The sequence below is a fragment of the Flammeovirga pacifica genome, from assembly GCF_000807855.2.
GTDB lineage: Bacteria > Bacteroidota > Bacteroidia > Cytophagales > Flammeovirgaceae > Flammeovirga > Flammeovirga pacifica.
In genome coordinates, this window is the sequence record NZ_JRYR02000001.1 from 4,096,571 (window position 1) to 4,119,986 (window position 23,416).

Genomic DNA, 23,416 nt, shown 5'->3' on the forward strand with positions numbered 1-23,416 from the left:
TCTATTCTTTTATCACTAAAGTGAGGGAGTTAAATTCTAGCTTCTAGCTTCTAGCTTCTAGCTTCTAGCTTCTAGCTTCTAGCTTCTAGCTTCTAGCTTCTAGCTTCTAGCTCGTGTGGTCCTTATTACCTATTAGTTATTACTTATACCTCAGAACTGTCCTCCAGAAGCCAATCCAATTCTTATATGTGCCAAATGGTGTTCACAATGCCAAGCATAAATACCTATATTTTCAGCAAGAGTAATCTTTTGTTGGTTTTCAGGGTGAATAAAAGTTCGAATAAGTTCTTTATCATTCAGACTATTGAGAAGTAATACCCATTTCTTATGTAATCCTTCTAATAAAGCAATAGATGAAGTAAGATCATTATCATGGGCATCAATTAAAGTACCCCATCGATCTTCAAAGTAAGGTCTAATTGTAGGGTTCTCTTCAGTTAATGCTAATTTAAACCTAATGAAACTATTCATATGACTATCTGCACAGTGGTGAATAACTTGTTTTACTTTCCATCCATTTTCTCTGTACTTATAATTTATTTCATCAATTGATTTATTTTTAATTAATCTTTTAATGTCTTCAGGAAATGAGCTAATAATAGATATCCATTTTCCAATATTATGAGCTGTGATATTAAATTCTGTAGGGCATTTACCAATAGGAAATTGTGATTTGATGTTTATAGTCATTTTTGTTTGTTGTTAATAAGTGTAACTTTCTTGTAAAACTAACGTTTTTGTATTTATATGTATAAAACAGTTGGATAATTTATACAAGGATAGACTCAAAAATTAACAAGTCAACTAAAACAAATCTCTCTTAATATGATCTTAAAACTAACGCGACAGTACCTTAAAGGAAAAGGTAGGACTGTTTTTGATACCCAAAGTATCATGATTAAATTCTTTGTAGTACTAATGGTAATTTACTTTATCGGTATTGCAATTAGTTTAGGTTTATTTCTCAATACTATTTTATTAAAAATTGATGAAACACAATTGGCTACCTTTACCTTAAGTAAGGGACTCTTTTTTTATTTTGTTTTTGATTTATTATTGAGATCTCTACTACAAACTCAAGGAACATTTGATGTAAAGCCTTATTTATATCTTCCTATAAAAAGAAGTAGTATTCTACATTTTCTTCAAGTTAAATCACTTTTTAGTGCGTTTAATATTCTTCCTTATTGTTTATTATTACCTTTTTTTTTCATTTCTGTAATATCTGATTTTGATTGGACTACTTCTTTAATTTGGCTATGTGCTATTACTTGTCATATTCTAATCAATAATTTTTTATCATATAATATTGGAAAAACAGTAGGAAAAAGATTGATTCCATGGTTGATAATCACGTTTTCGATTATTGGGGTTGGAGTTATAGATATCATGGGTTATCTCCCTTTATCTGATTATTTCCAAGAGTATTTTAATTTTTTGATAATTAATTCATGGCTGATCATTCTTCCAATAAGTTTGTTTATTCTGATATACTTCTTGACTCTACAATTATCAAGAAAGTTATTATTAACTGATCAAGAAATTCATAAAGAGAAAGTGTCTTCTTTTGATTTAGGATTCTTGATAAAAGGTGATTCAGTAATGAAGAATTTTATGATTTACGAATCAAAATTAATTTTTAGGAATAAGAGATTGAAAAATCTGACCTTCTTAGTTTTACTATTCTTGTTCTATCCTGGTATAGTTGTAGGATCACAAGAGCATCAGTCAGCAGTAATGTTATTTTTCTTTTGTTGGTTTACAACAGGAGTAGTACCTGCAATGTTTGGGCAGTTTATGTATGCTTGGGAAGGTAAATTTTTCAATTTTATTCGAACGCAGCCTTTTACTATTGAAGATTACATTAAAGCAAAACATAATTTTTACTTAGGATTAACAACAATTTCTATGATAATTGGTTGCAGTGCTTTTGCCTTCATTGATACCAATTTCGCCTTAATGATATTTATAGGTTATCTCTTTAACATTGGTATTAATTTAAAGCTTATTTTTTGGATTGGAACATTTAATAAGAAAGCAATAGAATTAGAAAAGGGTACAGCCTTTAACTATCAAGGAACTCAAGCATCTCATTTTATTTCAAATCTCCCTTTATTAATTATCCCATTAATTTGTTATGCTATTGGATACTATGCAAATGGCCACTATACAGGGTTGATCATAGTGAGTGCATTAGGTATTTTAGGATTGATTTTACATCCATTCTTATTAAAACCGATAATTAGTCAATTTAACTCAAGAAAATATATCATGTCTGAAGGCTTTAATCAATAAATATATACTTATGATACATACAGAAAAACTCATCAAAAAGTACGGAAATAAAACTGCTCTTTCTATTGAAGGATTGACTATTAATAAAAATGAAGTGATAGGTTTAGTAGGTAATAATGGAGCAGGAAAAACTACTTTTCTAAGTTTATTATTAGATCTAATCCAAGCTACTGAAGGTAGTATCAATATAAAAGAAACTCCTGTTTCTAAATCTGAAGAATGGAAAAAATTCACAGGATCTTTTTTAGATGATTCCTTTTTAGTCCCCTTTATGACCTCATTTGAATATCTTGAATTTGTTAGCAAATTACATCAATGGGATAAAGGAGATTTAGATGAATTTTTAGAACAAACTAAAAGTTTTTACGGTGATGATTTTCTAACAGGAAAGAAAATGATCAAAGATTTATCAAAAGGAAATAAAAATAAGACGGGTATTTTAGGAGCGTTGATAGGAAACCCTGAAATAATAATTTTAGATGAGCCTTTTGCTAACCTTGACCCCACTTCTCAACAATGGCTTAGATTAAAAATTCAAAAATTAGCTGAAGATGGTGTAACAGCTATTGTATCTAGCCACGATTTACAACATGTCACAGGTATCAGTTCAAGAATTGTGATGTTAGAAGATGGACAAATCGTAAAAGATGTTGACAATACAGAGTCTACATTAGAAGAGTTAGAAGCTTATTTTGGAGCTAAAATCTCCGAAGAAACAATATAACTGTGGATAACTTAACTAGTTGAAGGAGCTTATCTTTGATATATAGAAAAGTTATTAACATTAGGTGGAGTAAAAAGACGAAATCTGATTATTATTCACAGAAGCTTTGAAGTAGTTAAATTATTTGTTGATAAGTCATATAGAAAAATAGAAATGAATGGGTAATCAAAATGTTTTCAACATGATGATTATCCATTTTTCATATTGTGTAATAGGTTAAAGGTTTTATTGATCTCACTTTTTTCTATCACTATGGAGAATTCATGTTTTGTGGAAATAAATTCTACTACATTAATTTTATTCCAAGCTAATGTTTTAAGAATAAAATAAAATACACCGGGAGCATCCTTGTCATAAGACATTGGCATACGCATAGTAACGGCAGCTAGATCTTGAATTTCCGTGAGTTTTTCTTCACCTTCAAATAATTCGATCACTTTTGGAGCGAAAGATTTAGATGTAATGATATTTGTTTCATGCATACCTTTTGATGAAGCATGAAATAAATCACCAGTAATATTTTGAACCAATTCCAATAAATTCTTTTGACAGCTTATTAATGTTGGAGAGTTTTTGTAAGCAAAATCAACAAGATCTGATCGAACAAGAATATCACCCATATGACGAATATATTCTTTTGCCTCATCTTCCATTCCCGAAGCCTCTACTTTGTGAGCCATTCTTTTTAATGCCATCACTATAGCACCTTCTTGAATTTCTTTGTTCATTAATACATTTATTTCAGGATTCAATTTTCTAGCTAATGCACTATAGTTAACAATACCCTCGGCTATTCCTTCCTGAAGAAATGGTGATTTATTTATAAGATCTGAAATGGTTTCTGCTAATGTCATAGTTGTAATTGTGTAAACCCAAAATTAATAGGTTATTTATTGCAATGAAAGTTGTGTTAACGTTCTATCAGTAATCTTTTCCCAATGATGGTAATCATAAAAGGCTTTTGGTGTATTTTTCTTTTGTGATGGGATAAATTCAATGATTTCTTTTGCAAAGGCACGACTATCTTCATCTTTGATCACACATAGTTTGTCACCTAAAGTTTTAATATTGATACCGAAACTACCACTCTGATATGATATAGCTGAAGCACCCAATGATAATGATTCCATTAATTTGATTTTTACTCCACCACCAATCCATATAGGATTTAGCATTAAGTCTGTTCCTTTAATGTATAAGTCCAAATCATCGACAAAACCTAGCCATGTAATATCGTTATGAGACTGAATGTAATGTAATTCTTTATCAGGGATATTTTTACCAGCCAGGAATAAATGAATTTTCTTATTTGATTTTCTGACTTCGGGTAATATTTCATAAAGTAAATTTTCTAATCCTTTTTGATTAGGAGAGTAGTCCATAGGTCCAAAATAAAACAGACTTAAAGTATCATCAGTTAATTGATGGGATTGGTACACTTTATATCTACTTTCTGTACAATCATCAGGATATTTTTTTAGCGATGTTCCATAAGGCATATTTAGACATTTGTCTCCCTTTAGGTTCATTTTTTTGATAGCAAACTGTCTGTCTTCTTCAGATATAAATAATACTTTATCGGCTGATTTGTAGGCAAAAACTTCTAACATTTTCATTAAAGGCCACCAAGCTTTTCCCATACTTTTAAACCGAGTGTATTCTATATTATGTGAGAAAATTAAAAACGGAACCTTAAGTAAACGACAAATTGGTAGTATTAATAAGCACATGAAGGGCTGATTAAGTAAAATTTGTGTAGTTTTTAGCCTTTTTACTGATTTATATATTTTCCATCCTACGAAAGGATTTATATATTTTGTAATTTTGTCGCCGAAAACTTTTTCGATTTGGAAAGGTATTTTTACCTCAGGATTGTTTGTAGTAGTAATGCAGGTAAGGGCAGTTTTCTTAGAAAGCTGTTCGCAAACATGATAGTTGGCTTTATGACCTCCATTTACAGGTGGTAAAAAACGATAAGGCTCTATTACAATAAACATATCGTGAAGTAATGAAACAATTAATATCTTTGCAAGGTCGTTAATTTTTTATGAGAAATTATTCTCAAATTAAGATTATGCTTTAAAATTTAATAAGATACAATTATGAAATTGGCAATTGGTGGTGACCACGCGGGTTACGAATACAAGAAAGCTATTATCGAGCATTTAGAATCAAATGGTCATGAAGTAAAAGACTTTGGTCCTTTCTCTACAGATTCTTGTGATTATCCTGATTATGTTCACCCTTTGGCAGAAGCTGTTGAAAATGGAGAAGTCGAATTTGGTATCACAATTTGTGGTAGTGGTATTGGAGTATCTATGGTGGCAAACAAACACAAAGGTGTTCGAGCAGGACTTTGTTGGGAGCCAATTTTGGCACAATTGACACGTCAGCATAATAATGCGAATGTATTATCAATGCCTGCACGTTTTATTTCATTAGTTAGAGCTATCGAAATCGTAGATACTTTTATTTCTACTAAATTTGAAGGTGGTCGTCATCAGAATAGAGTGGATAAAATTCCATTATCTTAAACTATCAATCAAACAAGAAACATGATTCAAAGAATTCAATCGATCTTTTTATTTTTGATCGTAATAGGAATGTTTGCGGTGAACTTTTTTCCTATTTGGGAAAATGAAACAGCAACTTTAACAGCAACAAAATTAACCTATGGTGATGGCGAAATTGTAAACACAATGGTAATTGCTATTGTTGCTACTATTTCTTCTCTTTTGGCATTGTACTCTTTATTATCTTTTAAAGATAGAATGAGACAAGTTAAATTAAATTTAATCAATACATTATTAATCTTTATTACTTTAGGATTGATGATGTACTATGGATATTATCAAGGAGTAGAATTATCTGGAGCTCAAGGCGAACCAAATGTTGGTTTCTTTTTACCAGTCTTCTCTATTGTACTAAATCGTTTAGCGATTAAATTTATCCAAAAGGATGAAAAGAAAGTAAAAGATTCTATTAGTGGTCGTTTAAGAGATTAAGAAATAGAGCTAATTCTAAATAGAAAGGTAAAGTGATTTCATTATTGCTTTACCTTTTTATTTTTCCTGTAATAGAGTTTCTTATCATAGATCAATTTTTAAAAGTTGTTTGATATCTACCTTTGTAAGGTACAAAATAGTAAAACACTTAAATTTAAAAATTATGAAAAAGTTACTTTCAATTTTGGCTTTAGCCATCGTTATGATTTCATGTGGTGATTCAGAAACAACATATGAACCAGAAAATACAGTATTACCATCTGACTCAGATCCTGTGTATGGAAATACATTACCGGCTGAGCCACATCAGGATTAGTTAGAAATATCAATAAATATTAGTTTGAGATAAACAAAAAGAGGTGACCATTATTTGGACACCTCTTTTTGTTTCTTGAGATTAAGAAAGTCTATATATCAAAAGATCTAACTGTTTCGTCGATCTTTAAAGAACCATCGTTGTATTCTTTAACGAATTTCTCTACTACCTCATCAGTTACTTCAGCAACGTGAAGGCAGATATCTATAGGAGTTCCGTTACCCTCTTCATCTTCTGGACGTTCTTCAACAAATTCCCCTACATCATATGTATCATCTTTTGATAAAGTAACGATTGCTTCATCTACAGCATCCATATGTGGACCATCCATAGTATCGAAGTCAGCATCAGCAAATTTTGGATTTTCGTTGATTACATGTTGAACAGCTTCTTCATGTAGTTTCATCACGTATTCCATTTCTAAAGTATAAAGAAATGCATCCATTAATTTTTCCTCACCACCTTTAGTGCTGATAAACTGGAATTGTACTTGACTGTCATCATTTTCTTCTGGAGAAGAATAAATAAATGACTTACCAGCTGCTTGACAAGCTGACTTTACGTTGTTTAATAATTTTGAGCTCATGTATTATGAATATCAATAATTTAAGTGTCGCAAAGTTAAGATAATTATTGATTTATAAATACTCTTGTATCGCATCAGTTGAAATTGTTGACCATTGTTTAATATTCTCTTTAAACTGAGTAAAGCTTTCATAAACTTTTTTAGCAAAAGGATCTGTATCAATTAGGTCTTTCATCACAATATCAGCATTACTCTTTAAGGTATCCATTACTTCTTTAGGGAAAGGTAAAATTTCGTTATTACCTTCTTCTCGAATTTTCGATAAATACTCTGTGTTGCACTTTTCAAATTCAGACATCATACTGCCATTGTATTTTAAAGAAACGACCTTAATCAGTTCTTGTAAATCTTCAGGAAGACTATCAAAAGCTTTTTTATTACAAACTAGTTCAAGTGTAGCAGAAGGTTCATGCCACCCTGGGTAATAATAGTATTTTGCAATTTTATGGAATCCCATCAAGTAATCATGATAAGGACCAATCCATTCTGTTGCATCAAGAACGCCTCTTTCAAGGTTGGTGTAAATTTCTCCTCCAGCTACAGTAACAGAGGTGCCACCTGCTTTTGTGAATACTTTTCCACCTAGACCAGGGATTCTCATTTTTATTCCTTGTAAATCCTCAGCAGTATCGATCTTTTTATTGAACCATCCACCCATTTGTACCCCTGTATTTCCGCAAGGAAATGGCTCAAGTCCTATTTTATTATAGAGTTCTTTCCAAAGTTCTTTACCACCTCCATATAAAAGCCAAGCATTTTGTTGTCGAGTAGTCATTCCAAATGGAGTTGCAGTAAAGAATACCGAAGCAGGAATTTTTCCAGCCCAATAATAGGCAGCACCATGCATCATTTGTGCCGCTCCTAATTGTACTGCATCAAAAGATTCAAGTGCAGGAACAAGTTCACCACCACCAAATACTTTTATATTTAATCTTCCATTCGATAATTCTCTTAGTTCATCAGCTAGATTATTTACCCCTTCTCCTAAAATAGGAAAGTTAGGAGGCCATACCGTTACACATTTCCAATTAAAGATTTTGTCTTTCTTAATACTTTTGATAACTGTCTTTTCATTCTTGTCGTCACAAGATGATAAGATAGGAATACTAGCGATCGCGGCGCTTGCTCCACCTACTTTAGTAAGTTTTTTGATAAACTGTCTTCTATTGGCTTTCATAGTTGAAAAAATGAATTGTTGAAAATGTGATAATTACAAAAAAGTATCAATGTTAGGAGAAAAAATATTAAGAACTCATAATGAATGAGATACAAAAAACAACATTTTGATGTAAAGTCCATAAATAGGAGACTGATTTGTTAATAAAGTTCTCCTATATTGCTGTTTTATAGGTGTGTATAAATAAAAATTTGGGAAGTAAAAATATATGCTTACCTTTGCAAGCCGTTTGGAAGCTGTACTGTATCGTTACGGCTCTAAGAAAGGCAACAAATTGAAGGACCAGACGGGGAGTTCAAGGCGTGTTTTTCTTCACAGAGTTAGGTATGGATGAGCTGATATTCAGGCGTTAATTTAATTAATTTATAAAGTAAAGAACAATGCCAGGACTTATTGCAAAAAAAGTCGGTATGACTAGTATTTATGATGAAAACGGCAAGAACATCGCTTGTACGTTGATTCAAACTGGTCCTAACGTTGTGACTCAGGTTAAGACGGTAGAAACTGATGGCTATACAGCTATTCAAGTTGGCTTCGACGAGAAAAAGGAGAAGCGTACGTCCGCTGCCATGAAAGGTCACTTCTCAAAAGCTGGTACCACACCAAAACGTAAAGTGGTAGAATTCCGTAACCCAGTTATGGAAAGAGCTCAAGGAGATGTATTGAAAATGGACGAAATCTTCGGTGAAGGAGAATTCGTTGACGTTGTAGGTACTTCTAAAGGTAAAGGTTTCCAAGGTGTAGTTAAGAGACACAACTTCGGTGGTGTAGGTCAAGCTACTCACGGTCAACATAACCGTTTAAGAGCTCCAGGTGCGATCGGTGCATGTGCGACTCCATCACGTGTATTCAAAGGTCTTCGTATGGCTGGACGTACTGGTGGTAAGCGTGTTAAAGTGATGAACTTACGCGTTATGAAAATGTACCCAGAAGATGGTTTAATCCTACTTTCAGGTGCAATTCCAGGTGCTAAAAATTCTTACGTAATCCTTGAAAAGTAATCAGTAGATGGAAATCGCAGTATTGAACTCAAAAGGCGTTGAGACTGGTAAAGCTAATTTACCAGAAGCTGTATTTGGCATTGAGCCAAATGACCATGCTATCTATCTTGACGTAAAAGCGTATTTGGCGGCACAACGTCAAGGTACGCATAAAGCTAAAGAGCGTGCGGAGATCGTAGGATCTACTCGTAAGCTTAAAAAACAAAAAGGTACAGGTACAGCTCGTTCGGGCTCTATCAAATCACCTGTTTTCAGAGGTGGTGGACGTATCTTTGGACCACGTCCGAGAAACTACCGTCAAACGCTTAACAGAAAACTTAAGCAATTGGCTCGTCGTTCGGCGTTGGCTTACAAGGCAAAAGAGAGCAATGTAACAGTTTTGGAAACTCTATCTTTTGAGGCTCCACAAACTAAAGCTTACAAAGAAGTATTATCAAACTTGCAATTCTCAGACGTGAAGACACTTCTAGTATTGGGTGAGCAAAACGATAATGTTTACAAGTCAGCTAGAAACTTGCCAAAAGCAAACGTAGTAGTGATCGATTCATTGAACACTTACGAAGTATTGCATGCGGACAAGTTGATCATCGCTCAAGATGCAATTGAAAAATTTTCTAACCTTTAAGCCTTAAAAAAATGCAAGTATTAGTAAAACCTATCTTGACAGAAAAGGCTGCACTTGCTCACGAAGGTGGTGTATACACTTTCGTTGTGGCTAAAGGCGCTAACAAGGTTCAGATCAAACAAGCTGTAGAAGCTAAGTATGGTGTTAATGTAGAAGCAGTTCGTACTGCAATTCTACCAGGTAAATCAAAAACTCGTTACACAAAAGCGGCTGTTATTAACGGTCACACATCTTCTTTCAAAAAGGCGATGGTAAAAGTAGCTGAGGGTGAGATTATCGACATCTACGAAGGTCTATAAGATCTGAAATCTTAAAATAAGAAAGTATACTTCGGACATTATTGTTCCGAACAAAAGTATATTAAGTTTAACCAATTTGCTGTGTATGGGGATCAGGAAAACCTATCTGAAACCCGTAAGAGCAAATACGAAAGTTTGAAAAATGGCTGTTAAAAAGTTAAAGCCCACAACTCCGGGACAGCGATTCAGAGTCGCTCCTACTTTCGAGGAAATCACGAAAAGTACACCAGAGAAATCTCTGACTGTTGGTAAGCACCGTTCAGGTGGTCGTAACAACTCAGGTAAAATGACTGTTCGTAATAGAGGTGGTGGACACAAGCGTCGTCTTCGTGTTATCGACTTCAAACGTAACAAGCATGGTATCCCTGGTATCGTGAAATCTATCGAGTACGATCCAAACCGTACTGCTCGTATTGCCTTAATCTACTATGTAGATGGTGCTAAAGCGTATATCGTAGCTCCAGAAGGACTACAAGTTGGACAGACTATCTTGTCTGGACCAGGTGTAGCTCCAGAAGTAGGTAATACACTTCCATTGTCTGAGATCCCTGTAGGTTCTATCATTCATAACGTTGAGTTAAAACCAGGTAAAGGTGCCGCTATGGTACGTTCTGCTGGAGCTTATGCTCAATTGTTAGGTCGTACTGGTAGATACGCTACAATTAAATTACCTTCAGGCGAGACAAGATTAGTACTTGTTGAGTGCTATGCATCTATTGGTACTGTATCTAACGGCGATCACATGAACGTTCGTTTAGGTAAAGCTGGTAGAAAGCGTTGGTTAGGTCGTAGACCACGTGTTCGTGGTGTTGCAATGAACCCAGTGGATCACCCTATGGGTGGTGGTGAAGGTAAATCTTCAGGAGGACACCCTCGCTCACGTACTGGTGTTTACGCTAAAGGTCAAAAAACGCGTAACACTAAAAAGTACTCTAGTAAACTAATCGTTTCAAGAAGGAAAAAGTAATTTAAGCTATGGCAAGATCGCTAAAGAAAGGACCTTATATTGATTTTCGTTTAGTAAAGAAAATCGACACAGCTAATGAGTCTGGGAAAAAGTCTGTTATCAAGACTTGGTCACGTAGATCTATGATCTCTCCAGACTTCATCGGTCATACATTTGCTGTACACAATGGTAACAAATTCATTCCTGTTTATGTAACTGAAAACATGGTAGGTCATAAACTAGGTGAATTCGCTCCAACACGTACATACAAGGGTCACATCAATAAAAAAGATAAAGGCAGAAAATAATGGAAGCAGTAGCAAAACTTAACAATTGCCCTATCGCTCCACGCAAGATGATGCTTGTAGCGGATGCAGTAAGAGGTGCTCAAGTTATCGATGCACTGAACACTCTCCGTTATGCTCAAAAGGCAGGTGCTCCACTAGTAGAAAAGTTAATTCTTTCAGCAGTGGCAAACTGGGAAGCAAAAAACCCTGACGAGTCTGTAGAAGATGCAGATCTATATGTGAAAACTATCTTTGTAACTGGTGGACGCCAATTAAAGCGTTTCCGTCCAGCTCCACAAGGTAGAGCACATAGAATCCGCAAGCGTTCAAACCATGTAACATTGGTAGTAGACGCTCGTAATACAACCCTTATCGACGTAGTCGCTGAGGATACAGAATCAAACGAGTCAGATAACTAAAAAAGGTTTTCCCATGGGACAAAAAATTAATCCAATTGGTCTTCGTTTAGGCTATATCAGAGGATGGGAGTCTAGCTGGTATGGTGGAAAAGATTTCTCTGACAAGTTAGTAGAGGATAAGAAGATCAGAAAGTATATCGCAGTTCGTCTTCCGAACCCACGTGCAGGTATTTCAAGAATAGTTATAGAGCGTACTATCAAGCGCGTTACTTTAACTATCCACACTGCTCGTCCTGGTGTTGTAATCGGTAAAGCGGGTACTGAGGTAGATAAAATTAAAGAAGAGTTGAAGCGTTTAACTGGTAAAGATGTTCAAATCAACATCTCTGAAGTTAAACGTCCTGAGACTGATGCGAAATTAATCGGTGAGTCAATTGCTCAACAACTTAAAAGCCGTGTATCTTATCGTCGTGCGATGAAGCAAGCAATTGCTAATGCTGTTCGTCACGGTGCTCAAGGTATCAAAGTAAAGCTTTCAGGTCGTTTGGGTGGTGCTGAAATGGCTCGTACTGAACTTTACAAAGAGGGTCGTATTCCTTTGCACACACTTCGTGCAGATATCGACTACGCTTTGTCTGAAGCTCTTACTGTATATGGTATCATTGGTATCAAAGTATGGGTATTCAAAGGTGAAGTATTAGGTAAGCGTGATCTTTCTCCTTCTGCTGAGACTGGACGTCGTGACAACCGTAGAGGTGGTAACGATAGAAAGCGTGGCGGAAACGATCGTCGTAGAGGCGGCCGTGGAGGCAGAAAAAGCGGTGGTAACAGAGGTGGTGGCAAACAGTCATAATCTCGTTAGTTAACCTAACTGTATTCAGGTGGACCCTAGCAATTTTTTAATTGCTAGGGTCTTTTTTTTAGGATAGGTTGGGTTTTTGGTAGAGGTTTTATAACTTTCAATCTGTATTATTTTACAATGAACATTTTTTAAAGCATTATTCATTGTTTTAAAGTCTCTCAAGCATATAATAAATTGGCTTTCTCTAATCAGTTTATATAATATACAAATATTATTTTGTTTGTTATTGATTTTTGACTGAGTATCAAATTATATTTGGATATAAATTACAATACTTACTTATTATTCTGTTTTAAGTTAAATCAACATAATAAGTGATAATATTTAACATAACTTTCAATCGAAATTTGTAGCTAATTTTTTGATGTACTTAATTGCAACTTCATTTATCTGATAGACGAGGATATAGATAAATGAATTGTAACTCATTGTAATTATTTCTAATAGATTCAATTATACTATTAATTTATGGCGGGGGTATCGCAAAGTAGCCGTGGAGGCTTTTCTAATAAAATAGGTTTTGTTTTAGCGGCAGCTGGTTCTGCTGTTGGACTTGGGAATATTTGGAAATTCCCATTTGAGGTAGCTGATGGCGGTGGTGGTGCTTTTGTAGCCATGTATTTAGCCTTCTGTTTCCTTTTATGTTTTCCTGTAATGATGGCTGAAATAGCTATTGGTAGAAAAACAAATAAAAATGCTGTTGGTGCATTCGAGTCTAATGGTCATAAAAAATGGTCTATTGTAGGTAAAATGGGGGTACTCTCTGGAGCCTTAATTTTATCTTTTTACAATGTAGTAGCAGGTTGGGCTTTTGGCTTTGCTATCGAAATGATTAGTGGAAATTTTGGCATAGGTCAGAATTTTACTCAATTTATTAGCGATTGGCATATCAACTTGGCATTTTCTTCTATTTTCATGTTTCTGACTATTTATATAGTGATGAAAGGTGTTTCTGGAGGTATTGAAAAGGCATCAAAGATATTAATGCCATCTCTTTTGTTCTTGATTTTAGCTTTGATGGGCTATGCTTTAACACAAGACGGAGCAATGGAAGGCGTTGCTTTTTATTTAGTACCAGATTTTAGTGAGATTACTTTTGAAGTAGCTTTTTCTGCTATGGGTCAAGCGTTCTTCTCTTTGTCATTGGGTATGGGTGCATTAATTACTTACGGTTCTTACGTTGGTAAGAAAGATAATATTGCACATTCAACAGCCATGATATTATTAACGGATGTTGGTATTGCATTTATAGCAGGTTTGATGATGTTTGCCTTTATTTATTCTCAAGGTTTACAGGGAACAAGTGGTGGAGCAGGTCTAATTTTTACAGTATTACCAAGTGCCTTTGAATCTCTCGGACCAGTATTGGGTAGAGTGATTGGTGCAGCATTCTTTATATTATTATCATTTGCAGCATTAACGTCAACAGTGTCATTATTAGAAGTACCTGTAGCTTATGTTGTAGACGAACATGAAGTAAGAAGATCTCGAGCAGTATGGTTAGTAGGAGGTGCAATTTTCTTGTTGGGTGTTCCTTCAATGTTAGGAAATGGTACTGTAGAATTCTTTAATGAATTTCTGACTTACAGCTCTGGTAAGACAGTAAATTTCATGGATTTTATTGAAAATTTAGCGTCAGATACCTTCCTTCCTTTAGGTGGATTATTAATTTCCATATATACAGGATGGGTATGGAGAGGTGATAATTTTAAGAAAGAGTTAGAACAAGGTAATCCTGAGTTTGGTAATTCATTTTTAGGAAAATACACTGTGTTTGCACTTAAGTATCTTGTACCTATTATTTTGGGGGCAATTACTATCGTGACAATTTCAGATAAATTCTTAGGGATTGACCTTTTACAATATATCTAAAGGTAAAATGATTACTTCGGTAATAATAAACTAAGTTGCCGAATGTTATTTCTGATAACCTTACTATTGGAAAAATACGATCATTTAAATTGAATAAATTTTAAAAAGGAGGTCATTTATAAAAAAAATGATCTCCTTTTTTTATGATTTTCATTCATTTCGAAAAAATTAATGTTTAAGTCGTCATGATTTTATAATTTTACGGCTGAATTTTTGAAAAGATCATTGATAATGGCAAAACAAGATAAAGAAAATATGTTCCAAAAAGTCGTTTCCCATGCAAAGGAATATGGCTTTGTTTTCCCTTCATCGGAAATTTATGGAGGACTTCAAGCAGTATATGATTATGGATCAAATGGTGTTGAATTAAGAAATAACATCAAAAAATATTGGTGGGCTTCTATGGTGCAAATGCACGAAAACATTGTAGGCCTTGATGCATCAATATTTATGGATTCAAAAGTATGGAAAGCTTCAGGTCACGTAGATGCTTTTAATGATCCTTTAGTTGATAATAAAGACTCAAAGAAAAGATATAGAGCAGATGTACTTATCGAAGATTTGATGGCCAAATACCAAGGCAAAATCGAGAAAGAAGTAACTAAAGCTCAAAAAAGATTTGGTGATGATTTTGATAAGGTGCAATTCTTAGCTACAAATCCAAATGTTTTAAGAAACCAGAAGAAAATCGACGAAATCGAAGCTAAATTTAAATTAGCTTTGGAAGAAGAAGATATGGAAGGGTTGAAAACGATTATTGAAGAAAACAATATCGTTTGTCCTATTTCTGGTACTTGTAATTGGACAGATGTACGTCAGTTTAACTTGATGTTCTCTACTGAGTTAGGAGCAGTTGCAGGAGACTCAAATAAAGTATACTTACGTCCAGAAACGGCACAAGGTATCTTTGTGAACTTCTTGAATGTGATGAACACTTCAAGACAGCGTCCTCCTTTCGGTATTGCACAAATTGGTAAGGCATTCCGTAATGAGATTGTAGCTCGTCAGTTTATCTTCCGTATGCGTGAATTTGAGCAAATGGAAATGCAATTCTTCATTCAGCCTGGAACGGAGATGAAGTGGTACGAATACTGGAAAGAGCAACGTATGAAATTCCATACAGCTGTTGGAGACACTGACAATTATGTATTCCACGATCACTTGAAAACAGCTCACTACGCTAACGCAGCAGTAGATATTGAGTTCAAATTCCCATTTGGTCAAAAAGAATTAGAAGGTATTCACTCAAGAACTGATTTTGATTTATCAGCGCATCAAGAGTTATCATCTAAGAAATTACAATATTTTGATCATGAATTAGGTAAAAATGTTGTCCCTTACGTAGTAGAAACTTCTGTAGGTTTGGACCGTATGTTCTTATCTATTTTAACAGGTGCTTATACTGAAGAGGAAGTAGAAGGTAAGACAAGAACTTATTTGAAATTCCACCCAGGTTTAGCTCCGATTAAAGCTGCAGTTTTCCCATTAACTAAGAAAGATGGTCTTCCTGAAAAGGCAAGAGAAGTGATGAACGAAATTAAGTTCGATCATAATGTTTCTTATGAGGAAAAAGATGCAATAGGTAAGCGTTATACTCGCCAAGATTTAATTGGTACGCCATACTGTATTACTGTAGATCACCAAACTTTGGAGGATAATACTGTAACAGTACGTGAGCGTGATACAACGGAACAATTCAGGTTACCAATTGCTGAATTGAAAGCTTATTTAGATAAACATTGTTCGTTGACAAGTTTATTAAAGCAGTTAGTGTAATTAAAAGAGTCGTTTAAGTATCGTTAATTCTAATGGATACTAAAAGACAATTTGTATATTTAAGGCTCAAATCAATCTTTTGATTTGAGCTTTTTTTATTGGATCATATTTTTGCTTGATGAAGACAAACCGTATTCACCCGTTATATATATTACTCAGTTTATTTATTTTGACTTCTTGTCAATGGTCAAGTCAGTATACTTATCAGCAAAGAAGTGAAAAAAGGAAACGAGAGTTGACTGCCAAACATGGTGGCTCATCTTCTAATAATCAAACTTCTAAAACTGAACCTCAAAAAGAGGATACCAAAAAATCTAAAAAAGGAGTTGAACATAAGATTCCCCCAGGTAAAAATTTATCTCCCCAAGAATATATAGATTATTATAAAAAGTATGCTATTGAATCGATGCATCATAAAAAAGTCCCTGCTAGTATTACCTTAGCGCAAGGCTTATTGGAGTCGGGTTCAGGTAATAGTAAATTGGCTAGAGCTACCAATAATCATTTTGGAATTAAATGTGGAGGTAGTTGGTCAGGGAATACATATAAATATGATGATGATCGTCCAAATGAATGTTTTAGAGTGTATAATTCAGTATTAGATAGTTATGAAGATCATGGTAATTTTTTAAGAACTCGATCTTGGTATGCACCATTATTCAAATTAAAAATTACGGATTATAAAGGATGGGCAAAAGGGTTAAAAAAAGCAGGTTATGCCACTGACCCTAAGTATCCTTCTAAACTGATTGACATTATAGAAAAGTATCGATTATACGAGTACGATAAACGATAAGTAAAAGAAAGACATAACTATCAATTTTGGTGTTTATGTCTTTTTTTATTTGCTTTATCAATTGATATTTTCTTGCTATAATTAACAACTGCTACTGCTTAACGAAAACGACTATGAAATTTAAATTACAATCTATTGAAGATTGGATTGGTATCAATTACCGATCTTTGGAGAGTTTTGCTCTATTGATTCCTTTAATATTATTATTTCTCTTTTGTGATCCCGTATATCATTATTTTTTTGATGAACCCGTTACGGAATTATCTTTTAATGAAGATCAAAAAGAAAAGCAATGGATTAAATCAAATTTTGATCCTAATGAATTGATGTTGAAAGATTGGGTAAATAGGGGTGTTCATCCTAAAACAGCTTATTCAATTGTAAAGTATAGACTTAAGGGAGGGAGGTTTTATGAGGTTGAAGATTTAAAAAAAATATATACTTTAACATCATCAGAATATGAAAGAATAGCTCCTTATGTAATAATAAAGAAAGTAAAGTCTAAGAAAATAAAACAACCTACTTACAACAGAACATTTACGAGAAATAAGATTACACCTTCCAACTTAAAACATTCGTTTACTCCTCATTTATTTAACCCCAATACTGTTCAATTAGATACTTTATTATCAATGGGGTTTTCATCAAAAGTAGCGAAAAGTATGATTTCGTATAGAGAAAAAGGAGGGCAATACCTTATCAAATCTGATGTGTTGAAATTATATGGAGTAGATTCTTCATCATTTTTGGAATGGAAAGATTTTATAGAATTACCAGATCAAAAAGAAATTTTAGAGAAGGAAAAAATTATACAAAAGTTTAATTTAAATAAAGTCACAAAAGCTGAGTTGATAACTCTTAATGGGATTGGAGAATTTACAGCTAATCAATTAATAAAGTACAGAAACAGACTAGGAGGTAGTTTTTATACTCATCAACAATTAACAGAAGTTTTCGGAATTGACTCTTTAAAAGTGAAAATTTTGGATGATTTTTGCTACATTAAGAAAACAGAGGTGATTCTACTTAATATAAATACATGTTCCTACGAACAATTAGCTACTCATCCTTACTTATCTTACAAACAAGCTAGGTGGATTATTAATTATAGGAAACAACATGGTGATTATCATGATATCAATGATTTATACAAGATTAAGCCTTTACATCCAGAAGATTTGGTGAAAATATCACCCTATCTTACTTATTAATGATTTTTATTTTTTTTGATGCTATTATCTTATAACAATATAGTTTTTATACTATTGCTTCTATCTGTAAGTGTTTGGGGACAGGATCGAAAAATTGATGCTGTTGCATTATTAACCAATACAAGAATTCTATCTTCTGACTATTATCAAGGAAGAAAAACAGATACAGAAGGTGGTAGAAGAGCGAGACAATTTGTTTCCAATAAATTTAGACAAATTGGTTTGGAAGTTATTCCAGGAGGACCAGGTATCCAACAAGATTTTAATTTCTATAATAAACTTTATAACCTACATGCGAAAGGAAGTAATATTATAGGTTATGTAAAAGGGGAACTATGGGAAGACCCTCGTGAAGGATGTATAATTGTAGGAGCACATTATGATCATTTAGGTGTATACGAAGGGAATACTTATTTTGGAGCAGATGACAATGCCTCTGGCGTGTCGGCTATGTTCGAAATAGCTAAATCATTTATTGATGAAAAACCTCAGATACCTATAGTCTTTATTTCCTTTGATGCTGAAGAGTTACAATGTGCCGGGTCTCAGTATTTTGTTGAGTCAAATGTGATTCCTCACGAAAGTATTTTTCTTTTTGTAAATATGGATATGATATCTATATCTGACGAATATAATTTAGGAGTTTCTGGTACTCACTATTATCATGAATATAAAAAGTTTGTAGTAGAAGCTGCACAAGGTAAAATGATCAATATGGACTTTGGACATGATAAGGCAAGGGATAAAGAAAATAATTGGGTAGAATCATCAGATCATAGCGAATTTCATAAACTAAACATCCCATTTATTTATTTTGGTGTAGAAGAGCACGAGCATTATCATAGAACAACTGATACCTTTGATAAAATCAATATTGGTTTTTTTGTAGAGGCGGCACAAAGTATTTTAAACTTTATTGATCTAGTGGATAATAAAAAAAGCTTTCAACGTTACCATCGAAAGCTTTTAAAATAGTGTTGCTGTAAGGGAAGGATTCGAACCTTCACGGAGTACTTGGCTATTAAGCAAATCGTGTATGCATCTCACGTTTCAGTGGTCAACCCATTACTTAAAGTTGATCGCGAACCTCCACCCCCGAGACAGGAGGGCATGACTGCCATTTCATCACCTTACAGTGTATTTCAATAAAAACTCTTTATCGTATATAAAGATTTAGCTGTAAGGGAAGGATTCGAACGTTCACGGAGTACTTGGCTATTAAGCAAATCGTGTATGCATCTCACGTTTCAGTGGTCAGCCCATTACTTAAAGTTTATCGCGAACCTCCACCCCCGAGACAGGAGGGCATGACTGCCATTTCATCACCTTACAGTGTATTTCAATAAAAACTCTTTATCGTATATAAAGATTTAGCTGTAAGGGAAGGATTCGAACGTTCACGGAGTACTTGGCTATTAAGCAAATCGTGTATGCATCTCACGTTTCAGTGGTCAGCCCATTACTTAAAGTTTATCGCGAACCTCCACCCCCGAGACAGGAGGGCATGACTGCCATTTCATCACCTTACAGTGTATTTCAATAAAAACTCTTTATCGTATATAAAGATTTAGCTGTAAGGGAAGGATTCGAACGTTCACGGAGTACTTGGCTATTAAGCAAATCGTGTATGCATCTCACGTTTCAGTGGTCAGCCCATTACTTAAAGTTTATCGCGAACCTCCACCCCCGAGACAGGAGGGCATGACTGCCATTTCATCACCTTACAGTGTATTTCAATAAAAACTCTTTATCGTATATAAAGATTTAGCTGTAAGGGAAGGATTCGAACGTTCACGGAGTACTTGGCTATTAAGCAAATCGTGTATGCATCTCACGTTTCAGTGGTCAACCCATTACTTAAAGTTTATCGCGAACCTCCACCCCCGAGACAGGAGGGCATGTCTGCCATTTCATCACCTTACAGTAGTATATCATCTTTAGGGGTTTGATATCTTTATATCTTTTTCCCTTTTGGTATGATACAAAGTAAAGAAAACTAATTTTTTAATGCAAATATTTTAATGAAATAGCTAAATATTTACAATTTTGATAAGAAATGGTATTTAATGTTGAGTATTTAGTAATTATTTGGTGATATATTATAGGTTGATTATTGATTTTGTAAACTAAATAGCTGTAAAATAAAAAATCACCTCTTGTGTAAGGGTGATTTTTAATGATATCGTAAAATAAATTAGAGTTGTTTGATAAATAAACAACAGTGTTAGGGGCATTTTTATGATTGAATAATAAAAATACATGGCTTTTTATGAATATCTACTTTCGCTTTTTTCCATTGCCTGATAGTCATAGTCATGATATATTCATCTTCTGCATTAATATTTGCCGCAACACACAATTTGGTATCTCCATTTAAGTTAGAACAAAGATCTTCTAGCATGGCAGAGTTTCTAAAAGGGGTCTCCATAAAAATTTGAGCTTGGTAAAGGTTTGCAGAATCTTTTTCCAAGTTTTTTAGGGCCTTTTGCTTTTCAGCTTTTTTTATAGGCAAGTACCCATGGAAAGCAAACTTTTGACCACTTAGACCAGACGCCATAAGAGCAAGTAAAATAGATGAAGGACCAACAAGAGGTTTTACTTGTATATTATTTTTATGTGCATACTGAACGGCTAATGCACCAGGATCGGCAATACCAGGACAACCTGCTTCAGAGATCACTCCTACATTTTCACCTTTTGGTATATTTTTAAAAAGTTCCTGTACCTTTTCAGGTTTTGTTTTTTTATCTAAGATTTGAAAGTTTAAATCTTGGACAGTTATACCTTCAATTTTCCAACCACCAATAAAGCGTCTTGCTGTTCGTAAATCCTCAACAAGATAGTATTGGGTAGTTTTTACCGCTTCTTTTGTTTCTGGAGGAAGGCTGTCATAGCTATCTGCAGCAAGTAAACTTGGAATTAGAAATAATTTCACTTTTAAAATATTTTAATGTAAGAAATGAAAAATGGAACACTTTTGATGCAAAATAAGTATAATTCACTTTTTATTAATATATAAGAAGATAATTGATAGTAAACAATTCCTTATTTTTGCCTCCTTGATTGTTATGGTGGGTTAATTGATGCTAAACGAGACTGAACAAGTTAACATTGAACAATTTAAAAAATATAGATATTAAAAGTGTAGGAAAGAAAACTTTAGCAATGCTAGTTTCATTTTATCTAATGTTTCTAGCTTTCGCAGCCATGAAGTATTCTTTCACGATTATGGGAGGACAGTTTGCTGAGGATTTGGTTAAAATTCCTCACAACCCTTTTATATACTTTTTTATAGGACTTCTTGGAGCAGCAGTTTTTCAAAGTAGTTCGGCAGTGACCACAATTGTAGTTGGAGCTGTAGCTTCTGGGCATATGTCATTAGACGATGCTGTATTTATAGTTATGGGAGCTAATATTGGTACTACAGTAACAAGTACTATTGTAGCACTTAGTTATATAGATGATAAATCGGTCTTCATGCGTGCGTTATCCGGTGCTGCATTACATGATTTCTTTAATATTAGTGTAGCATTAATATTTCTTCCATTAGAAATGTTTACTGGCTTTTTGTCTAATTTATCTCAAAACCTATCAGGAATGTTATTTGATAATGGGCCTGGGATTAATGTAACTGTTTTTGAAGGTTATGATTTTGGTTTAGACAGATTGGTTAAATATATATTTTCCAACTTTAGCGAATACCCATGGTTCATTTTCTTAAGTGCAATCGTCTTAATTATCGGATCATTAAAATTGATAGGAGGGGTTACAAAACAAGTATTAATGCAGAATAATAATATCTCGACTAATACTTTAATTTTTAAAAATGATGGGGCAAGCCTTTTGTCAGGTACTGCGATGACTGCTATTGTTCAGTCTAGTTCAATAACATCATCTTTGATTGTACCACTTATCGCTTCAAAAAAGTTATCCTTAGAAAGAGGGTATATGTTTATTATGGGAGCGAATGTTGGAACAACAATTACGGCTCTATTTGCATCTATGGCTACAGGTACAGAGTTTGGAATTGAAATAGCATTAACCCACGTATTATTTAATATATTAGGAGTTTTATTGTTTTTGATTATTCCAGGCGTGAGAGCTTTTCCTATATGGTATGCGAAGAAGTTAGGCTTTCTAGCGGCAAAAGATAGAATTTTTGGTTTTTTATATTTGTTTACTCTGTTTTTTGTTCTTCCTTTTATATTAGTATGGTTAAGTGTTTAAATCATATTTTAATGGTTGATACAGTAAAGAATAACGAATTAAAATACATAAAAAAGGCCTTCAGTTTTAACTGAAGGCCTTTTTGTTAATTCCATATTTCAACTTCACCTTTATCATATGTATACTTTAAAGGTTTCTTTTTCATGGAGTTTGATTTTCCTTTTATAGTTGAATTATGTATTGTTTTAAAATGAGGAGCAAAGCGTTGTTTTTGAACCTGTTTTCCAGCGTTCTTACCATGCCCTTTTCCGTAAGTCATTCTTGTAAGAGCTAATTTTTGTTTGACCTTTACATAATTGGGTTCAAAGTTGGCTGCCTGACGAGCAATTTTACGGTTTCTAGAACGATCAATCACTACATAACCTTTATAGTTTGCAGCTTCTCTACTAACCTTTCTACCTTTGTTTTTTTCAACAACTACATATCCACCTTTGTAAGTAGCAGCATCTCTACCGACCTGTCTACCTGGTTTTTTCTCAACTGTTACGTAAACACCTTTATGTTTTGCGGCATCTCTTGTTACCTTTCGTCCTTTTTGTTTCTCTACTTCAATGTAATATCCCTTACTTTCAGAAAAATCTTTCTGAATGTATTTGTCTTTATCTTTGGGTACACGGATTTCTAGAGGGTTATTTTTATGTTTGTTTACCGCTTTATACTTATTAGTAGGATCAACATTTACATAAGGTTCGAATTTCTTCATATCCTTAGAAACTTGTTTTCTAGCATCATTAGAAAATTTAATTTCCGGTTCTACTTTTTCGGCATTTCTTACACCTTTTCTAGTTTTTTGTACCTCAAGGTGGTTGTTACTTGTGCTCTTTCCATTGTTTCTCTGACTAGGTTCAATGGGAGCCTCCATATTTCTTTGATATTGTTTTTGCTTCTTTTCTTTGGCTTGTCTATCCTGTTTGTGCTCCTTATTAACTTTTTTGTTATGTTTTCCTGAGGATTCTGTATGGTAATTTCTTTTTCCTTCTATTTTGTAAGTAGAATTATTTGATGATTGAGGGGTTGCTTTTGCCTTTTTCTTGTTACCTGAGCCTTTTTTA

Annotated in this window: 25 protein-coding genes; 18 read left to right on the forward strand and 7 right to left on the reverse strand. The window is 33.9% G+C overall.

Going from position 1 to position 23,416, the window contains the following annotated elements; translation table 11 throughout:
- Window positions 1-150: 150 nt before the first annotated feature.
- Window positions 151-690, reverse strand: coding sequence for a YfiT family bacillithiol transferase (locus NH26_RS16195; protein WP_044229447.1), 540 nt, complete (start codon window positions 688-690; stop codon window positions 151-153).
- Between the two features lie 135 nt (window positions 691-825).
- Between NH26_RS16195 and NH26_RS16200 the strand changes: the two genes are divergently transcribed.
- Complete coding sequence (locus tag NH26_RS16200; protein ID WP_044229452.1) at window positions 826-2,295, forward strand: DUF5687 family protein; 1,470 nt, start codon at window positions 826-828, stop codon at window positions 2,293-2,295.
- Between the two features lie 10 nt (window positions 2,296-2,305).
- Complete coding sequence (locus NH26_RS16205) at window positions 2,306-3,019, forward strand: ABC transporter ATP-binding protein (RefSeq protein ID WP_044229454.1); 714 nt, start codon at window positions 2,306-2,308, stop codon at window positions 3,017-3,019.
- A gap of 188 nt (window positions 3,020-3,207) precedes the next feature.
- Here the strand turns inward: NH26_RS16205 and NH26_RS16210 are convergent, their stop codons facing one another.
- Together NH26_RS16210 and NH26_RS16215 are read right to left on the reverse strand one after the other, a co-directional pair.
- Complete coding sequence (locus NH26_RS16210) at window positions 3,208-3,873, reverse strand: hypothetical protein (protein ID WP_044229457.1); 666 nt, start codon at window positions 3,871-3,873, stop codon at window positions 3,208-3,210.
- Between the two features lie 36 nt (window positions 3,874-3,909).
- Window positions 3,910-5,016, reverse strand: a complete 1,107-nt coding sequence (locus tag NH26_RS16215; RefSeq protein WP_044229460.1) for a glycosyltransferase family 4 protein — start codon at window positions 5,014-5,016, stop codon at window positions 3,910-3,912.
- Between the two features lie 105 nt (window positions 5,017-5,121).
- On the opposite strand from NH26_RS16215, the gene rpiB reads away from it, so the two are divergent.
- The 3 genes from rpiB to NH26_RS25485 all read left to right on the forward strand — a co-directional run bounded on the left by rpiB (window position 5,122) and on the right by NH26_RS25485 (window position 6,340).
- Entirely contained in the window at window positions 5,122-5,553 is a 432-nt protein-coding gene (rpiB, locus tag NH26_RS16220; protein ID WP_174549711.1) for a ribose 5-phosphate isomerase B, read from the forward strand.
- Window positions 5,554-5,574: 21 nt separating this feature from the next.
- Window positions 5,575-6,024, forward strand: a complete 450-nt coding sequence (locus tag NH26_RS16225; protein WP_044229466.1) for a DUF4293 domain-containing protein — start codon at window positions 5,575-5,577, stop codon at window positions 6,022-6,024.
- Window positions 6,025-6,187: 163 nt separating this feature from the next.
- A complete protein-coding gene (locus NH26_RS25485; RefSeq protein WP_158021952.1) occupies window positions 6,188-6,340 on the forward strand; it encodes a hypothetical protein in 153 nt (50 codons plus the stop codon).
- A gap of 91 nt (window positions 6,341-6,431) precedes the next feature.
- Here NH26_RS25485 and NH26_RS16235 read toward each other — a convergent pair whose 3' ends face one another.
- Entirely contained in the window at window positions 6,432-6,926 is a 495-nt protein-coding gene (locus NH26_RS16235) for a hypothetical protein (protein ID WP_044229470.1), read from the reverse strand.
- A 52-nt stretch (window positions 6,927-6,978) separates the two neighbouring features.
- Entirely contained in the window at window positions 6,979-8,103 is a 1,125-nt protein-coding gene (locus NH26_RS16240; protein ID WP_044229473.1) for a TRAP transporter substrate-binding protein, read from the reverse strand.
- 380 nt (window positions 8,104-8,483) lie between these two features.
- Here NH26_RS16240 and rplC point away from each other — a divergent pair, with 380 nt between their 5' ends.
- From rplC to NH26_RS16300, 12 genes are all read left to right on the forward strand, one after another.
- The gene (gene rplC / locus NH26_RS16245) at window positions 8,484-9,104 is read left to right on the forward strand and encodes a 50S ribosomal protein L3 (protein WP_044229476.1); all 621 of its coding nucleotides are present in this window, start codon (window positions 8,484-8,486) and stop codon (window positions 9,102-9,104) included.
- Between the two features lie 7 nt (window positions 9,105-9,111).
- Window positions 9,112-9,729 (forward strand): 50S ribosomal protein L4, encoded by a 618-nt coding sequence (rplD, locus tag NH26_RS16250; protein WP_044229479.1) that lies wholly within the window; start codon window positions 9,112-9,114, stop codon window positions 9,727-9,729.
- An 11-nt stretch (window positions 9,730-9,740) separates the two neighbouring features.
- The gene (gene rplW / locus NH26_RS16255; RefSeq protein ID WP_044229482.1) at window positions 9,741-10,028 is read left to right on the forward strand and encodes a 50S ribosomal protein L23; all 288 of its coding nucleotides are present in this window, start codon (window positions 9,741-9,743) and stop codon (window positions 10,026-10,028) included.
- Window positions 10,029-10,170: 142 nt separating this feature from the next.
- Complete coding sequence (rplB, locus tag NH26_RS16260) at window positions 10,171-10,995, forward strand: 50S ribosomal protein L2 (RefSeq protein ID WP_044229485.1); 825 nt, start codon at window positions 10,171-10,173, stop codon at window positions 10,993-10,995.
- Between the two features lie 8 nt (window positions 10,996-11,003).
- Window positions 11,004-11,282, forward strand: a complete 279-nt coding sequence (gene rpsS, locus NH26_RS16265; protein ID WP_044229488.1) for a 30S ribosomal protein S19 — start codon at window positions 11,004-11,006, stop codon at window positions 11,280-11,282.
- Window positions 11,282-11,680, forward strand: a complete 399-nt coding sequence (gene rplV, locus NH26_RS16270; protein WP_044229493.1) for a 50S ribosomal protein L22 — start codon at window positions 11,282-11,284, stop codon at window positions 11,678-11,680. The genes rpsS and rplV overlap by 1 nt, the downstream gene beginning before the upstream one ends.
- Before the next feature lie 13 nt (window positions 11,681-11,693).
- Entirely contained in the window at window positions 11,694-12,473 is a 780-nt protein-coding gene (gene rpsC / locus NH26_RS16275; RefSeq protein ID WP_044229496.1) for a 30S ribosomal protein S3, read from the forward strand.
- A 477-nt stretch (window positions 12,474-12,950) separates the two neighbouring features.
- On the forward strand, window positions 12,951-14,354 hold the full coding sequence (locus tag NH26_RS16280; RefSeq protein WP_071397195.1) for a sodium-dependent transporter: 1,404 nt from the start codon (window positions 12,951-12,953) through the stop codon (window positions 14,352-14,354).
- A gap of 231 nt (window positions 14,355-14,585) precedes the next feature.
- Entirely contained in the window at window positions 14,586-16,130 is a 1,545-nt protein-coding gene (locus NH26_RS16285; RefSeq protein WP_044229503.1) for a glycine--tRNA ligase, read from the forward strand.
- Window positions 16,131-16,248: 118 nt separating this feature from the next.
- The gene (locus tag NH26_RS16290; RefSeq protein WP_052432311.1) at window positions 16,249-16,926 is read left to right on the forward strand and encodes a glycoside hydrolase family 73 protein; all 678 of its coding nucleotides are present in this window, start codon (window positions 16,249-16,251) and stop codon (window positions 16,924-16,926) included.
- Window positions 16,927-17,039: 113 nt separating this feature from the next.
- Window positions 17,040-18,137: a helix-hairpin-helix domain-containing protein gene (locus NH26_RS16295; protein ID WP_044229506.1), complete on the forward strand. Its 1,098-nt coding sequence runs from the start codon at window positions 17,040-17,042 to the stop codon at window positions 18,135-18,137.
- An 18-nt stretch (window positions 18,138-18,155) separates the two neighbouring features.
- Window positions 18,156-19,112 (forward strand): M28 family peptidase, encoded by a 957-nt coding sequence (locus NH26_RS16300; protein WP_044229509.1) that lies wholly within the window; start codon window positions 18,156-18,158, stop codon window positions 19,110-19,112.
- A 1,261-nt stretch (window positions 19,113-20,373) separates the two neighbouring features.
- Here NH26_RS16300 and NH26_RS16305 read toward each other — a convergent pair.
- Window positions 20,374-21,072 (reverse strand): SAM-dependent methyltransferase, encoded by a 699-nt coding sequence (locus NH26_RS16305; protein WP_317040990.1) that lies wholly within the window; start codon window positions 21,070-21,072, stop codon window positions 20,374-20,376.
- Window positions 21,073-21,248: 176 nt separating this feature from the next.
- Here NH26_RS16305 and NH26_RS16310 point away from each other — a divergent pair, with 176 nt between their 5' ends.
- Window positions 21,249-22,364: a Na/Pi symporter gene (locus tag NH26_RS16310; RefSeq protein ID WP_052431825.1), complete on the forward strand. Its 1,116-nt coding sequence runs from the start codon at window positions 21,249-21,251 to the stop codon at window positions 22,362-22,364.
- Between the two features lie 85 nt (window positions 22,365-22,449).
- Here the strand turns inward: NH26_RS16310 and NH26_RS16315 are convergent.
- Window positions 22,450-23,416, reverse strand: a 967-nt coding sequence (locus tag NH26_RS16315; RefSeq protein WP_158021953.1) for a hypothetical protein, incomplete at its 5' end; no start/stop codon positions are given.